Origin of the sequence: Actinomadura chokoriensis (assembly GCF_039529475.1) — a bacterium.
Taxonomy (GTDB): domain Bacteria; phylum Actinomycetota; class Actinomycetes; order Streptosporangiales; family Streptosporangiaceae; genus Spirillospora; species Spirillospora bangladeshensis.
In genome coordinates this window covers 50130-64702 of sequence record NZ_BAAAMW010000024.1, presented here as the reverse complement: position 1 = coordinate 64702, position 14573 = coordinate 50130, and the positions used below count along the sequence as shown (strand labels likewise).

The following is a 14573-nucleotide window of genomic DNA, read 5'->3' as shown; positions in this document are numbered from 1 at the left end:
TGACACCGTAGGCCGTCAGGGGCACCCTGACAAGCGTCCTGGTGGAGGGGCTGTGGGACGATGGCGACCGTGTCTGCGGTGCCCGAGCCCGTTGCGGCCGATGCGCCGGGAGTGATCTCTCGGCCGCTGCTCACGCAGTGGTGGCTCGACCTGGCGTTCGTCCATTGGGCCGTGGAGCCACGGCGGGTCGCGCCGCTGCTGCCGACGGGCATCGAGCCCGACACGCTGGACGGGGTGACTTATGTCGGTCTCGTCGCGTTCTGGATGGACCGGGTCGGGTGGCTCGGGCTGCCCGGCGTCCCGTACCTGGGGACGTTCCCGGAGACGAACGTGCGGCTGTACTCGGTGGACGCGCAAGGCCGGCGCGGCGTCGTGTTCCGCTCGCTGGACGCCTCCCGGCTGCTGCCCGTGGTGATCGCGCGGGCGGGGTTCAGGATGCCGTACCAGTGGTCGCGCATGTCCATCCGGGCCCGCAAGGACGTCATCACCTACACCAGCTCGCGGCGGTGGCCGGGGCCGCGCGGTGCCCATAGCCGGATCGACGTGCGGATCGGCGAGCGGGTGGAGGAACCGTCGGAGCTGGAGCACTTCCTCACCGCGCGCTGGGGCATGCACAACGAGTTCCTCGGGCGCGTGCGGTTCCTGCCGAACGTCCACCCGCGGTGGCCGCTGCACCGGGCGACGCTGCTGCGCTGCGAGCAGGACCTCGTCGCGGCGGCGGGGCTGCCGGGGCCGCTGGGCGAGCCGGTCAGCGTGCTGTACTCGCCGGGCGTTCCGGTGCGGTTCGGCCTGCCGGGCGGCTGATCACCTGCCGGGGAAGCGCATCACCGGGTTGCTGCGGCCGGCCAGGAGCAGGACGAGCACGATCCCCGCGGCGGCCCAGACCCCGAGCACGGTCAGCGGGCGAGCGAGATCGTTGCCGTCGAAGTAGACGGCGTTCCGGACGGCCTCCGTCCCGGCCCAGTTGGGCAGCCACGGGCCGACGTCCCGCCAGAAGCCCGGCAGCATCTGCACCGGCCACGGTCCCCCGGCGGACGGGTTGCCGAGCACGACGAACACCAGGATCGCCAGCGCCGTCCCGATGATGCCGAGCAGGCTCTCGGCGGCGGCCGTCGCGACCGCGACGGCGAACACGCAGAGGGCGCCCACCCCGGTGAGCAGCCAGGGATGGCCGGGCAGGTAGCCGTAGCCGGTCTCCACGATCAGCGTCCCGGCGGCGCCGATCGCCGCCGAGTAGACCGCGAAGGCCAGCAGGCGGACGACGGCGTTGCGCGGCGTCGTGGCGGCCATCCCCCGGTAGAGGCCGACGATCGCGGCGACCAGGTAGCCGCTGACGATCCACGCGATGACCAGGTAGAACGGGACGAGCCCTTCGGAGTCCCCGGGGTCGGCGGGCACCGCGTCCCGCACGGACAGCGTCTGCCCGCCCGCCGCCGCGACCTGCGCGAACGCGCCGCGGATCAGGCCGCTGGTGGCCGGGCCGAAGGCGGTCGTGACGAGCAGCCGGCCCTGCTGCGGCACGTAGGCGCCGTAGACGTCGCGGTGGCGGATCGCCCGCTGCGCGGCCTCGGCGGTCGGGTACGCGCGCGTGTCGAACCGGTCGCCCTGGCGGTCCAGCAGGGCGCCGACGCGGGCGGCGGTGCCGGGCGGGCCGACCACGGCCACCGGCAGCCGGTGCGGGTGCGGCGCGTGGAGGCCGCCCACGTAGGACGCGATGAACGCCGCGCCGAGCAGGAAGACGGCCACCATGAACAGCGCGGCGACCGGATAGGAGACACCGCGTTCGGGCTGAGGCGAGCCGCTCATTGCACCTGGCTACCCTGTCGTCACGATCCGTAACTGAGCTTGTGCGGGCAAGGCTGGGGATGATTTTATAAATGCACGTTCATTTATTCATGGAGGTGCGATGGCGGGGCGGCCGAGGGGCGTCGGCGACGCGGCGATCCTGCGGGCGGCGGTCGAGGTGATCGGACGGGTCGGCCCGGCCGGGCTCACGCTCGCCGCGGTGGCCCGCGAGGTGGGGCTGGTGCCGGGCACGCTCGTCCAGCGGTTCGGGTCCAAGCGCGGGCTGCTCGTGGCACTGGCCGCGTCCGCCGTCCAGGACGCCGGGGTGCTGCACGAGCGGGCGCGGACGGGCCGCGCGTCGGCGCTGGCGGCGCTCGACGCGTTCGCGGTCGGATCGATGTCCGAGATGTCCACGCCGGAGCGGTTCGCCAACCACCTGGCCTTCCTGTGCGTGGACCTCACCGACCCGGAGCTGCACGAGCACGCCCTGGCCGTCCACCGGACGCAGTGCCGCGTGATCGAGTTGCTGCTCGGCGATGCGGCCGCCGCCGGCGAGCTGCGCGACGGCACCGACACCCGCGCCCTGGCCCGGACGATCCGGTCCGTGGTCACGGGGACCGGCCTGAGCTGGGCCCTCGACCGCGAGGGGACGCTCCCGGACCGGCTCCGGCAGGAGATCGGCGCCGTCCTCGCACCGCACCTCCGCAAGGGCGGGGAGGAACCGTGGGGACACTGACGGGGCGGGTCGCCCTCGTCGCCGGCGGGACGCGCGGCGGCGGGCGCGGCATCGCCGTCCAGCTCGGGGCCGCCGGCGCGACCGTCTACGCGACCGGGCGCAGCAGCGCGGCGGGGCGGTCCGATCTCGACCGGCCGGAGACGATCGAGGAGACCGCCGCGCTGGTGACCGCGGCCGGCGGCACCGGCATCCCGGTGCGCGTCGACCACGGCGAACCGGACGAGGTGCGCGCACTGGCCGACCGCATCGCCGCGGAGCAGGACGGGCGCCTCGACGTGCTCGTCAACTGCGTGTGGGGCGGCGACCCGCTCACCGACTGGGAGCACCCGCTGTGGGAGCAGGACCTCGACACCGGTCTGCGGCTGCTGCGGCAGGCCGTCGAGACGCATGTGATCACCAGCCGTTTCGCGCTGCCGCTGATGGTCGCGCGCGGGCGCGGACTCGTCGTGGAGGTGACCGACGGCAACACCGCCCGGTACCGCGGCTCGTTCTTCTACGACCTGGCGAAGTCGGCGGTGATCCGGCTGGCGTTCGCGCAGGCCGCCGAACTGAGGCCGCACGGGGTCGCGGCCGTCGCCCTCACGCCCGGCTTCCTGCGGTCGGAGGCCGTCCTCGACCACTTCGGCGTCACCGAGGACACCTGGCGGGACGCCGTCGCGCAGGACCCGCACTTCGCGTACTCGGAGTCCCCCGCCTACCTCGGCCGGGCGGTCGCCGCCCTGGCCGCCGACCCGAACATCATGGACAAGTCGGGCCGGGCGCTGGCCACCGCGGGCCTCTACGAGGAGTACGGCTTCACCGACGCCGACGGCACGCAGCCGGACTTCGCCGCCCACTGGGCCGAAGCGCTGGTGGACGAGTACGGACCGCTCGGCGACCCGCTATAGCGCGCCGATGACGAGGCGGCCGTCCCGCTCGGCGACGTCCGTCCCGAAGGCGCGGCAGGCGGCGGTGAACCGCTCGGTGATCCAGGCATGGTCGGCGCCCTGCGCGCACTCCGTTCGGGCGAAACCGAGCCGGAGCGGCACCGCCTCGACGCGGGACGGCCGTCCCCGGTCCACGGTGACCAGGAACAGCAGGCCGAGGTCGTTGCGGAGCAGCGGATCGACGATGTAGTCGTCGATGAAGTCGCCCATGTCGAACATGACCGGCAGGGCCACGCCGTGGAACACGTGCGCCGAGCTGCCCGCGACCAGCGACGCGCCCGCGTCCACGAGGCTCCGGGCCGCCCGGCGGACGTAGGGCAGCGGCTCCGAGGTCATGTTCGGGCCCCAGTGCGGCATGACGATCACGGCGCCGACGGCGTCCCGCAGCTCGCGGATCCGCCGCGCCAGGTCGTCTGGGACGCCCTGCCGCAGGTCGGCGAGGGCGACACCGGGGCGGCCGGGTCCTGCGGCGAAGTCGGCCGGGTGGTCGGTGACGCCCACCACCGCGAGCCGCGTCCCCCGCGCCTCCAGCACGGCGGGCGCCCGTGCCGCCGCGAGATCCTCCCCGGCGCCTACCGTGCGGATTCCCGCCCGTCCGAGGACGCCGACCGTGTCCGCCAGCGCGTCGGTGCCGTAGTCGAGCGCATGGTTGTTGGCGAGCGTCACGCAGTCGACGCCCAGCTCGGCGAGGGCGTCGACCGCGGCCGGCGGCGCCCGGAAATGGAAGGGCTTGCCCGGGGCCTCCCAGGGCCGTCCGCGGTCGGAGACGCAGCACTCCAGGTTCAGCAGCGCCAGGTCCGCCTCCGCGAACGCGTCGCGCACGCCGCCGGAGAACAGGCCGTACGGCCCGGACTCGGCGATCCGCATGCCCACGCCGCGCCCGAGCATGGTGTCCCCGGCGAGCGCCACCGTGATGGCCATCGGGTCCCCCCTCGACGGGACGTCCCCTCCAGCCTACGAAGCGCGCGTGAACCGGCTCACCCGCTAGGACAGCGGGCGGCCCGGGCCCTTCTCGATCTGCTCGATGAACAGCCGCGCGAGGGCGTGCTGGCCGGCGACCGTCGGGTGGTAGCTGCGCGGCTCGGCCTCCAGCGCCGGCAGTTTCACGGCGAGGCCGTTCATGTAGGCGTCGGCGCTGCCCACCTCGTGGCCGGCGAACGCGCTGTAGGCGTCGACGAACTCGACGCTGCCGTGGGCGCGCGTCGCGGCCTTCCGCGCGTCGGCCTCCGCGACGGACTGGCGGATCAGCTGCCCCAGGTCGTAGGCGCGGGCGTTCAGCCAGCGCTGGTCCGACACCGTGATGTTGTCGCCGTCGACGCCGCTGACCTCGGAGAACGCCTTCGGGTAGCCCATCACGATCACCCGCGCGTACGGTGCTCTGGCGGTGATCTCCGCGAGCAGGGCCGGCAGGTCCTGCCGCAGCTCGGACATCTTCCCGGCGATCTCCCGGCCCTGCTCCGTGCAGCCCTTGCCCCACGGCAGCTTGACGACGCACCCCGCGAGGACCTTGGAGAACCCGACGTCGTTGCCGCCGATGCTGATCGTGACCAGGCTCGTGTCGCGGCCGATGCGGCCGATCTGCGGGGGCTCGCCGCCCCGCCCGTCCAGGACGTCGTCGGTCGTGGCGCCGGAGCAGGCCCAGAACGCGGTGCCCTTGGTGAACCGGAAGGCCCGCGCGACCTCGTGGTAGTACGCCTTGGACGTCCGGTGGCAGCGGTCGAGCGGGTTGTGGTCGGCGGGGGTCGCCTCCGCGCCGACGCCCGCCGAGTAGGAGTCGCCCAGCGCGACGTAGGAGCCCCGGGTGGCCGCTTCGAGCGGCGTCGGCGCCCTCGTCGCGGCGACCGGATCGGCGCGCTTCTGCGGGACGGGCGCACGGCATCCGCTGCCGAAGACCTCGCAGCGCGCCGCCGGCAGCGCCACCACCGGGACGACGGCCAGCGCCAGCAGCACCACCAGGAGGACGATCGCGGCCCTCCGCTCGCCGAGGCGGCCCCGCACCCATGCGACCGGGCTGATCATCGTCCTCCTTCGCGTCCATGGGCCAGACGTCCGCGGGCCGTCCCCGGTTCCCGCCTTTACATTGTAGATCACCATTGGGAACGCGCGAGGGAAGCGCCGCGTCCAAGTCATCAACGATAAGTCAGCGGGAGGCACGCATGCTCGCGGCACTGACCGGCCTCGGCCTCTCCGCCGCGGCCGGCCTCAACGCCTACATCCCGATGCTGGTCGTCGGGCTGATCGCCCGGTACGGCGACCTGGTGCGGCTGCCCGCCGAGTTCGGCTGGCTCGCCGACGGGCGCGTGCTGGCCGGGCTGGGCGTCCTGCTCGCGGCGGAGATCGTCCTCGACAAGGTGCCGGTCGTCGACAGCGTCAACGACGCCGTGCAGACGTTCGTCCGCCCGGCCGCCGGAGGCGCCGTGTTCGCGGCCACCGACGCCGCCGGGAGGCTCGACTCGTCCGCCTTCATGCAGGAGCACCCGTGGATCGGCTGGGGCCTCGGCATCGCCGTGGCGCTGATCGTCCACGCGGCGAAGGCGTCGGTGCGCCCGGTCGCGAACGCGGGGACGATGGGCGCCGGGGCGCCCGTGCTCAGCACGGCCGAGGACACCGCCGCGCTGGTGATGAGCGTGCTGGCGATCATCGCGCCGGTCATCGGGCTCATCGTGGTCCTGGCGGTCGGGTACGCGGGCTTCCGCCTGCTGCGGCGCCGTCGGCGGCGCCGCGCCGCTAGGCGGTCGGCGTCCGGGCGATCGGCGCCCACATGACGACGCGCGGCCCGAGGGCGTGCAGCCCGGCCTCGATCTCGGCGGCCCAGGAGGACCGGATGCCCGGCCCCCACCGCTCCTCGGGCAGTTCCGCGAACCCATGGCGGGCGTACCAGGGGCCGTTCCACGGGACGTCCCGGAAGGTGAGGAGGCTGACGCCGGGCGAGCCGGCCGCCGCGGCACGCGCCATGACCTCCGCCAGCAGCCGGGCGCCGATGCCCCGCCCGGTCAGGTCGCCGCGCACCGAGATCTGCTCCAGGTGCGCGGCCTCGTCGACCTCCTCGACCGCCGCGAACCCGACCGGCGGGTCGCCGGCCACCACGATCTCGGCGGGCTTGCCGATCAGCTGCTCGATCACCGTCGGGCCGGGCGGGAACACGATCCCGATCCCGGCGAACATCGGGTCGCCCGAGTTCTCGATGTCGGCCAGCCCCGGCAGGTCCTCGGGCCGCGCCGGCCGAACCTCGTACTCCATCCCGCGATCGTAGGCCGCGCCCCCGCGCGGCGGCCTCCGATTTACCGCCCGGCCGGGCCGGGCAGTTCCGCGGCGTTCCAGAAGTCGGCGTACCGGCCGCCGCGGCGCAGCAGTTCGGCGTGGCCGCCCTCCTCCACGATCCGGCCGCCGTCGAGGAAGGCGATGCGGTCGGCGCGCCGGACGGTCCGCAGCCGGTGCGCCGCCATCACCACCGTCCGGCCCGCCATCAGGCGCTCGATGCCCTCGTGGACGGCCGCCTCGTTCACCGGGTCCAGCGCGGAGGTCACCTCGTCCAGCAGCACGACGGGCGCGTCCTTCAGCAGCGCCCGCGCGATCGACACGCGCTGGCGCTCGCCGCCCGACAGCAGCGCGCCGCCTTCGCCGACGCCGGTCGCCCACCCCTCGGGCAGCCGCTCGACCACCTCGTCCAGCCGCGCCGCGGCCGCCGCCGCCCGCACGTCGGCGCCGCTCGCGCCGGGACGGCCGAGGCGCACGTTCTCCTCGATCGTGCCGTCGAAGAGGTAGACGTCCTGGAAGACCACGGCGATCTGCTCCATCAGCACCCCGGTGCTGATCTCGCGCACGTCCGCGCCGCCCATGCGCACCGCGCCGGCGTCCACGTCGTAGAAGCGCGCGAGGAGCTGGAGCAGCGTGCTCTTGCCCGCGCCGGACGGCCCCACGACGGCGAGCCGCCGCCCCTCCGGCACGGTCAGCGACAGATCGCGGAGCACCGTGCGGCCGCTGTGCCGGAAGGTGACGGCGTCGAACTCCAGGTCATGGCGGACGGGCCGCACCGGATCGCGGGGTTCGGGCAGGGGCTCGGTGCTCAGGATCGCGTCGAGCCGCACCAGCTCGGCCCGCGCGGCGCGCAGCCGCCCGCCGGCCTCCGACAGCGACAGCAGCGGGTCGGCGCAGCGGACGGCGAGCACCAGCAGCGCCAGGACCTCCGCCGCGCCGGCGCGCCCGCCGAGCGCCAGGTAGGCGCCCAGGACCAGCATCCCGGTGAAGACCGCCTGGACGGCGAGGCCGAGGCCCAGCGTTCCGGGCAGCGCCGCCGGCACCGAGCGGCGGGACGCGCGCCGCAGCCCGTCCAGCGAGTCGTCGAGCAGCCGGAAGCGCTCCGCGGTCCGGCCGCCGGCCCGCAGCACCGGCTGGGCCTGGAGGTACTCGATGACGCGCCCGGTCGCCTCGTGGCCGCGGGCGCGGTGCTCCTCGTCGGCGGCGGCCATGGAGCGTCCCGTCCAGACCTGGACCACCGCCACGACGGGCACGGCGGCGAGCGCGGCCAGCCCCATCCGCCAGTCGAACGCGAGCATGACGCCGACGATCGTCAGCGGGGTCGCGCAGGCGGAGACGAACGGGGCCAGCATGTGCGCGATCACGCTCATCGCCTGCAGGACGCCGCGGCCGGCCAGGACCGACACCTCGCCGACGCGGCCGCCGCCGTACCAGCCGAGGGGCAGCCGCGCCAGGTGGTCGCCGAGCCGGTGGTACATGCCGTGCAGCAGCCGCGTCGCCGCCAGGAAACCGGACAGGTCGGCGGCGAAGCGCAGCACCGCGTACGCGGCGACCGCGGCGCCGAAGGCGATCAGCCACGGCCACGCATCGCCCGGTGTGCTGCCGAACAGCTCCCGCAGCACGGGGACGAGCAGCGCGTAGGACAGCCCCTCGGCGACGGCCGTCACCGTCATCAGGGCCACGGTGCGGCGCACGGGCGGCGCGTAGTCGCGTCCGAGGACGCGCAGCAGCATGCGGATCATCTCGGCTCGGCTCCTTGCAGTCCGGCGTCGCGGCCTTCGGTCCCGTCGGCCGCCGCCGATCGGTGGGTGCGCCAGAGCGCGGCGAACCGGCCGTCGCGCGCCAGCAGTTCGGCGGGCGTGCCGCGCTCGGCGATCGAGCCGCCGTCCAGCACGACGACGGTGTCGGCGTCGGCGATCGTCTCCAGTCGGTGGGCGATGACCAGGACCGTCCGGTCGCCCTTCGGCGCCGCCAGGGCCCGGCGCACCGCCCGTTCGGTCTGCGGGTCGGCGAACGCGGTCGCCTCGTCCAGGACCAGGACGGGCGCGTCGGCGAGCAGCGCGCGGGCGAGCGAGATCCGCTGCGCCTCGCCGCCCGACAGCCGGGCCTCGTCGCCGAGCACGGTGTCGTATCCGCGCGGCAGCTCCAGGATGCGGTCGTGGACGTTCGCCGCCCGCGCGGCGCCGACGACGTCGTCCAGGTCGGCGTCCGGCACCGACAGCGCGATGTTCTCGGCGACCGACGCCCGCAGCAGCCGGACGTCCTGGAAGACGAACGAGACCCTGCGGTAGAGCTCCCGGCTCCCGATCTCGCGCAGGTCGACGCCGCCCAGCACGACCCGGCCGCGGGTGGGGTCGAAGAACCGCGGCAGCAACCGGACGAGCGTGGACTTCCCGCTCCCCGACGGCCCGACGACCGCCGTGAACGTCCCCGGTTCGAGGACGAGGTCGATCCCGCGCAGCACCTCGCGGCGGGCGTCGTAGCCGAACCGGACGCCGCGCAGCTCCACCCGGTGCCCGCGCGGCGCGACCGGATGCGCGGGCTCCGGCAGCGGCTCCTCGGCGAGCACGTCCCGGATCCGGCCGACCGCGCGGCGGGCGGCCCGCATGTCGTCGAAGCCGTGCCCGAGGGCCTCCACCGGGGCGGTCAGCCCCAGCCCGAGCAGCAGGAACGGCAGCAGGTCGGCCGCGGGCATGCCGCCGGTGATCAGCACGGTGCCGCCGATCAGCACGGCGAGCAGCACGAACGGCGGCGACAGCACCACCTGCATGCCGGCGGCGACACCCGCGAGGCCGCGCACCATCCGGTAGAAGGAGCCGACGAAGCCGTCCACGGCGGCGGTGAACCGGCGGTGGGCGCGCTCACCGCCGCCGAACGCCTTCACCACCGAGATGCCCTGCACGAACTCGACGACGGAGTTGGAGATCCGCTCCATGTCCGCGTCGAACGCCTTCTGCTCGCGCAGCCGGGCCGGGGTCATCATCAGCGGGACGAGCGCCACCGCCAGCGCCACCGGGACCAGCGTGATCAGCGTCAGCCGCCAGTCGACGGTGACCAGGTAGCCCAGCGACACGAGCGGCACCACGAACGCGGAGACCATCTCGCCCGGCGTGTGGGCGATGAACGGGTGCACGGCGCTCACGTCGTCCCCGACGACCTTGGCGAGTTCGCCCGTCCGGCGCCGGGAGAACCAGCCGATCGGGACGAGCCCCAGGTGCGCGGCCAGGCGGCGGCGCAACGACAGCTGCACCCGGCCGTCGAGCAGGTGCCCGATCCCGGACGACGCGGACGTGCACAGCAGCCGGACGGCCAGGCCGGCCGCGCCGGCGGCCACGGTGAGCCAGACGCGGTCGTGGTCGATCGGGCCGGGCGACAGCAGCGCCCGCCCGAGCTCGACGACGGCGATGAGCGGCGCGAGGCCCGCGACCGCGCCGATCACCTGGAAGACCACGACGGCGGCGAAGCTCCGCGCGAAGGGGCGCAGCAGCCCCGGCACGGTGCCGGTCACCGCCCCGCCGCCCGCTTCTCCAGCCGGCTGCCGCGCGGCAGGGTGACCGCCATGATGGTGCTGGGGACGTCCAGCTCGATGCGGTGCCAGCGCCCGCGCGGGACGACGGCGGCGGTCCCGGCCGTCAGCCTGATCTCCTCCTCCGGCCGTTCCGGCCGCTCCGGGCGGAGGTAGAGGCGGATCTTGCCGATCAGGCAGGACACGACCTCCTCGGCCTCGGGATGGACCTCCCAGTGGTCGGCATGGACGTCCGCGCCCGTCTTGGCATGGAGGGCCGTCAACCGCCAGCCGTCCTCGTCCTGGACTCCCGCTCCGGTGCGGATGGTGCCGCCCTGCCTGAGGTGGAGGGCGGACCCGAAGAGGTCGATCGGGGTGACGGTCATGCCGGACGTCCTTCCTGCGGTGCGGGCGGGGCCGTCCGGGGCAGGACGGTGAGGGCGATGAGGACGGCGGCGGCCAGCAGGACGGCGCCGAGGGCCAGCCCGAGCGCGTACCCGTCGTTGAGGGTCGCGGGCGTGACGGTGGGACCGGTGCGGTCCTGGGCGGCGGTGCCGAGGGCCGCCAGCCCGAGCGACGCGCCGATCTGGCGGGAGCTGTTGAGCAGCCCGGAGGCGACACCGGTCTCGCCGGGCGCGACACCGGCGGTGGCGGCGGCGACGAGCGGCCCGAGGCAGAGCCCGAAGCCGACGCTGCCGACGATCGAGGGCCCGAGGACGTCGGTGGCGTAGGCGCCGTCCGCGCTGATCAGCCCGAACCAGGCGAAACCGGCCCCGGTCAGCGCCGCGCCCAGGGCCAGCAGCGTCCGGGGAGCGAGCCGGTAGCCGAGTCTGACGGCGAGCACGGAGCCGACGATCACCCCGAGGGCGAACGGCAGGAACATGACCCCGGTCAGCGCCGCGCCGTGGCCGAGCACCCGCTGCAGGTAGAGCGAGATGAAGTAGAAGGACGAGGCCAGGGCGGCGCCGACCAGCAGGTTGTAGGCGTTGGCGCCGGCCACCGAGCGGTTGCCGAACAGGCCGAGCCGCACCAGCGGATCACGGGACGTCCCCCGCTCGACGAGGACGAACGCGACCAGCAGCGCCGCGGCGACCGCCAGGACCGTCACGGTGACGGGCGACGTCCACGAGTACCGGTCGGTGCGGACGACCCCGAACACCAGCAGGGTCAGCCCGCCCGTGCCGAGGACGGCGCCGAGCACGTCCGGGCGCCCGCCGGGCGCGGGGGCGGGCGCGGCGGCGACGCCCCGCCAGGCCATGGCCAGCGCGGCGGCGGCCATCGGCACGTTCACGAACATCACCCAGCGCCAGCTCGCGTACTCGGTGAGCACACCGCCGATGAGGACGCCGAGGGCGGCGCCGGCGGCGTTCGTCGCGCTCCAGATCCCGAAGGCCCGGACGCGGGCCCGGCCCCCGGGGAACGCCTCGGTCAGCAGCGCCAGTGCGGCCGGGGCCAGCGCGGCGGCGCCGACGCCCTGCGCGGCGCGGGCGGCGACCAGGTGGCCGGGCTCCTGCGCGAACCCCCCGGCGAGGGACGCGATGCCGAACAGGCCGAGCCCGAGCAGCAGGACGCGCTTGCGCCCGTACCGGTCGGCGGCCTTCCCGCCGAGCAGGAGCAGCCCGCCGAAGGTGAGCGCGTAGGCGTGGATCACCCAGGTCACGCCCACCGCGCCGAAGCCGAGGCCGGCGCCGATCTGCGGGAGCCCGACGTTCACGACCGACAGGTCCAGCGACACCATGAACTGCACGACGGCCACCGCGGCGAGGACGAGCCCCGGCCGGGCGTCCGGCACGGCGGCCGGCGCCCTGCCCGCCGGTTTCCCGCCCGCCGGTTTCCCGCCCGCCGGCTCCCTTTCCCTGACCGTCATCGCGGCCCCCCGAGGGCCGCGTGACGGAATCCGTCGTTGTCTCGGAACGTGTGCATGCCGGACATGGTGGACTTCGCGCCGGTCGCCGGTCGTCCTGCGAGGGAAGACACCTCCGGGCGGCACCGGGGAAGCAGCATCCGCCCGTGTACTTCCCCGGGAGTAGTGGTCATGTGCGACGTTCGGCGGAGGCACCCGGCCCGGAGAACGCCATAATCTACGCAGATGAGCTTCATCGGCAGGTGGCGGCCGCTCGCCCTGGACGCGCTGCGCGCCGTCGTGGTGGCCGTCCTGCCCGCGGTCTTCGTCATCGCCGCTCCGGGCGCGGGCGCCGCGGACGTCGCGCTCGTCCTCACCGGCTGCCTCGCCCTCACCCTCCGGGAGCGGGCGCCGCTGGTGACGCTGCTCGTCAGCACGGCCTGCATGCTCGCGGTGGTGGTGCACGTCCAGCCGGGCCCCTCGGCCGTCTTCCCCGTCCTGGTCGCGGTGTTCCTGGCGGTCCAGGCCGGGCACCGGGCCGCCCCGGCACTGGCGGCCGCCGCCTTCCTCGGCGCCGACCTGGCGGTGAACCTGCCCGGTTCCGGCGGCGCCCTGGAGGACCTGGAGAACACCTCGCTGCTGCTCGGCTGGTTCGTGGCCGCGTTCGGGGCGGCGGCGGTGGCCCGAGCCCGGCAGGCGTACCTGGAGGAGGCCGAGCGGCGCGCCGCCGAGGCCGAGCGCACCCGCGAGGAGGCGGCGCTGCGCCGCGCGGGCGAGGAGCGGCTGCGCATCGCGCGCGAGCTGCACGACTCGCTCACCCACAGCATCTCGATCATCAAGGTGCAGGCCGGGGTGGCCGTCCACGTGGCGCGCCGGCGCGGCGAGGAGGTGCCGCCCGCGCTGCTGGCCGTCCAGGAGGCGAGCGGCGACGCCATGCGCGAGCTGCGCGCCACGCTGGAGGTGCTGCGCGCCCCCGGCGGCGCCGCCGGCGGAGCGGACGGGGCCAGCGGCCTCGACCGCCTCGACGACCTGGTCGAACGGGCCCGCTCGACCGGGCTGCCCGCCACGGTGACGATCTCCGGTGCCCGCCGGGACCTGCCCGCCGAGGTCGACCGGGCCGCGTACCGGATCGTCCAGGAGGCCCTCACCAACGTCTCCCGGCACGCCGGCGGGGCGGCCGCCGAGGTGCGCATCGACTACACCGGCGACGGGCTGGTCGTGCGGGTCGACGACGACGGCAAGGCCGACCCGGACGCGCCGCCCGTCCCCGGCACGGGCCTGCTCGGCATGCGCGAGCGCGTCGCGGCGCTCGGCGGCCGGCTGCGCGCCGAGCCCCGCCCCGGGGGCGGCTTCAGCGTGTGCGCCGAGCTGCCGCTCGGAGGAGCGGCGTGATCCGCGTGCTGCTGGTGGACGACCAGGCGCTCATCCGCGGCGGCTTCCGCGCCCTGCTGGAGATCGAGGACGACTTCGAGGTGGTCGCCGAGGCCGCGGACGGCGAGCAGGGCGTCGCGCTCGCCGTCGAGCACCGGCCCGACGTCGCCCTCATCGACATCCAGATGCCGGTGATGGACGGCATCGAGGCGACCCGGCTGATCGCCGCCGACGAGCGGCTGCGCGGCGTCCACGTCGTGATCCTCACCAACTACGGCCTCGACGAGTACGTCTTCAACGCGCTGCGCGCCGGCGCCTGCGGCTTCATGGTCAAGGACACCGAGCCCGCCGACCTGCTGCAGGGCGTCCGGGTCGCCGCCCGCGGCGACGCCCTGCTGTCCCCCGCGATCACCCGCCGGCTGATCGGCGAGTACGTCGCCCGCCGCCCCGACCCCGCGCCCGGCGCGCTCGACGTCCTGACCAACCGCGAACGCGAGGTCACCGCGCTGGTCGCCCGCGGCCTGTCCAACGACGAGATCGCCGCCCACATGGTGATCAGCCCGACCACCGCCAAGACGCACGTCAGCAGGTCGATGACCAAGCTCGGCGCCAGGGACCGCGCCCAACTCGTCGTCTACGCCTACGAGTCGGGCCTGGTCACCCCCCGCCGCACCTGAACCCACGCCAGGCCCTCAGGCATCCGGTCGCCGGGTCGTATCGGCCATGCCCGCCGCGCTGCCGGCACCGCTCACCCCGTACCGGCGAGAACATCGCGGGCCTTGGCGCGGAACTCCGTGACCCGCGCGTACAGCCGGCGTTCGCGCTCGCGGGCGGCCGCCTCGTCCGCGGTCTTCCGGCCGGTCTCGGCCGCGTGGGCGTCCCGCACCATCCGCCGCATGACCTCGGAGAGGGCTTCGGACGCGTGCTGGACGCGTTCGGCCGCCTCGACCATGGACGGCGGCCCCTCGATGATGACGATCTCCATGGAGCGGTGCACCTCGCGGGCCAGATCGACGAACCGGCGCACCTTCTCGTCCACGCCGGCGAGGTCGGGGGCGTCCGCGCGCAGCGCCTCCAGGACGGCGTCCATGGCGATGTCGCGCTCGTGGAGGGCGCCGAGGTAGGCGGTGTAGGCGTCGCGGCGATGCT

15 protein-coding genes are annotated in these 14573 nt (G+C 75.0%); 6 read left to right on the top strand and 9 right to left on the bottom strand.

Features of this window, described 5'->3' with window-relative positions; genetic code table 11:
- The first annotated feature begins 78 nt into the window (after positions 1 to 78).
- Entirely contained in the window at positions 79 to 804 is a 726-nt protein-coding gene (locus ABFX46_RS35100; protein WP_346048257.1) for a YqjF family protein, read from the top strand.
- Here ABFX46_RS35100 and ABFX46_RS35095 read toward each other — a convergent pair whose 3' ends face one another.
- Complete coding sequence (locus ABFX46_RS35095; protein WP_346048256.1) at positions 805 to 1806, bottom strand: hypothetical protein; 1002 nt, start codon at positions 1804 to 1806, stop codon at positions 805 to 807. It lies immediately after the preceding gene.
- Positions 1807 to 1906: 100 nt separating this feature from the next.
- Here ABFX46_RS35095 and ABFX46_RS35090 point away from each other — a divergent pair, with 100 nt between their 5' ends.
- The gene (locus ABFX46_RS35090) at positions 1907 to 2521 is read left to right on the top strand and encodes a TetR/AcrR family transcriptional regulator (protein WP_346048255.1); all 615 of its coding nucleotides are present in this window, start codon (positions 1907 to 1909) and stop codon (positions 2519 to 2521) included.
- Positions 2509 to 3408: an SDR family oxidoreductase gene (locus tag ABFX46_RS35085; protein WP_346048253.1), complete on the top strand. Its 900-nt coding sequence runs from the start codon at positions 2509 to 2511 to the stop codon at positions 3406 to 3408. The genes ABFX46_RS35090 and ABFX46_RS35085 overlap by 13 nt, the downstream gene beginning before the upstream one ends.
- Here ABFX46_RS35085 and ABFX46_RS35080 read toward each other — a convergent pair.
- Both ABFX46_RS35080 and ABFX46_RS35075 read right to left on the bottom strand, forming a co-directional pair.
- The gene (locus ABFX46_RS35080) at positions 3403 to 4368 is read right to left on the bottom strand and encodes a CapA family protein (RefSeq protein WP_346048252.1); all 966 of its coding nucleotides are present in this window, start codon (positions 4366 to 4368) and stop codon (positions 3403 to 3405) included. The two genes, ABFX46_RS35085 and ABFX46_RS35080, sit on opposite strands and share 6 nt — an antisense overlap.
- Before the next feature lie 63 nt (positions 4369 to 4431).
- Entirely contained in the window at positions 4432 to 5466 is a 1035-nt protein-coding gene (locus tag ABFX46_RS35075; protein WP_346048251.1) for an SGNH/GDSL hydrolase family protein, read from the bottom strand.
- A gap of 137 nt (positions 5467 to 5603) precedes the next feature.
- On the opposite strand from ABFX46_RS35075, the gene ABFX46_RS35070 reads away from it, so the two are divergent.
- Entirely contained in the window at positions 5604 to 6212 is a 609-nt protein-coding gene (locus ABFX46_RS35070; RefSeq protein WP_346048250.1) for a DUF4126 domain-containing protein, read from the top strand.
- Here ABFX46_RS35070 and ABFX46_RS35065 read toward each other — a convergent pair.
- Genes ABFX46_RS35065 through ABFX46_RS35045 form a run of 5 tightly spaced genes read right to left on the bottom strand, consistent with a single transcriptional unit; the run spans position 6175 to position 12077 of the window.
- Positions 6175 to 6687 carry a GNAT family N-acetyltransferase gene (locus tag ABFX46_RS35065; protein ID WP_346048249.1) on the bottom strand — a complete coding sequence of 171 codons (513 nt, stop codon included), beginning with the start codon at positions 6685 to 6687 and terminating at the stop codon, positions 6175 to 6177. The two genes, ABFX46_RS35070 and ABFX46_RS35065, sit on opposite strands and share 38 nt — an antisense overlap.
- A gap of 41 nt (positions 6688 to 6728) precedes the next feature.
- The gene (locus tag ABFX46_RS35060) at positions 6729 to 8447 is read right to left on the bottom strand and encodes an ABC transporter ATP-binding protein (RefSeq protein ID WP_346048247.1); all 1719 of its coding nucleotides are present in this window, start codon (positions 8445 to 8447) and stop codon (positions 6729 to 6731) included.
- The gene (locus tag ABFX46_RS35055; RefSeq protein ID WP_346048246.1) at positions 8444 to 10213 is read right to left on the bottom strand and encodes an ABC transporter ATP-binding protein; all 1770 of its coding nucleotides are present in this window, start codon (positions 10211 to 10213) and stop codon (positions 8444 to 8446) included. Before ABFX46_RS35055 ends, ABFX46_RS35060 begins: the two co-directional genes overlap by 4 nt.
- A complete protein-coding gene (locus ABFX46_RS35050; RefSeq protein WP_346048245.1) occupies positions 10210 to 10596 on the bottom strand; it encodes a cupin in 387 nt (128 codons plus the stop codon). Before ABFX46_RS35050 ends, ABFX46_RS35055 begins: the two co-directional genes overlap by 4 nt.
- Positions 10593 to 12077 (bottom strand): MFS transporter, encoded by a 1485-nt coding sequence (locus ABFX46_RS35045; RefSeq protein WP_346048244.1) that lies wholly within the window; start codon positions 12075 to 12077, stop codon positions 10593 to 10595. The genes ABFX46_RS35050 and ABFX46_RS35045 overlap by 4 nt, the downstream gene beginning before the upstream one ends.
- A gap of 222 nt (positions 12078 to 12299) precedes the next feature.
- Between ABFX46_RS35045 and ABFX46_RS35040 the strand changes: the two genes are divergently transcribed.
- Complete coding sequence (locus tag ABFX46_RS35040; RefSeq protein WP_346048243.1) at positions 12300 to 13445, top strand: sensor histidine kinase; 1146 nt, start codon at positions 12300 to 12302, stop codon at positions 13443 to 13445.
- A complete protein-coding gene (locus ABFX46_RS35035; protein ID WP_346048242.1) occupies positions 13442 to 14101 on the top strand; it encodes a response regulator in 660 nt (219 codons plus the stop codon). The genes ABFX46_RS35040 and ABFX46_RS35035 overlap by 4 nt, the downstream gene beginning before the upstream one ends.
- Positions 14102 to 14172: 71 nt before the next feature.
- Here the strand turns inward: ABFX46_RS35035 and ABFX46_RS35030 are convergent, their stop codons facing one another.
- Complete coding sequence (locus tag ABFX46_RS35030; RefSeq protein WP_346048241.1) at positions 14173 to 14514, bottom strand: hypothetical protein; 342 nt, start codon at positions 14512 to 14514, stop codon at positions 14173 to 14175.
- Between the last annotated feature and the right edge of the window lie 59 nt (positions 14515 to 14573).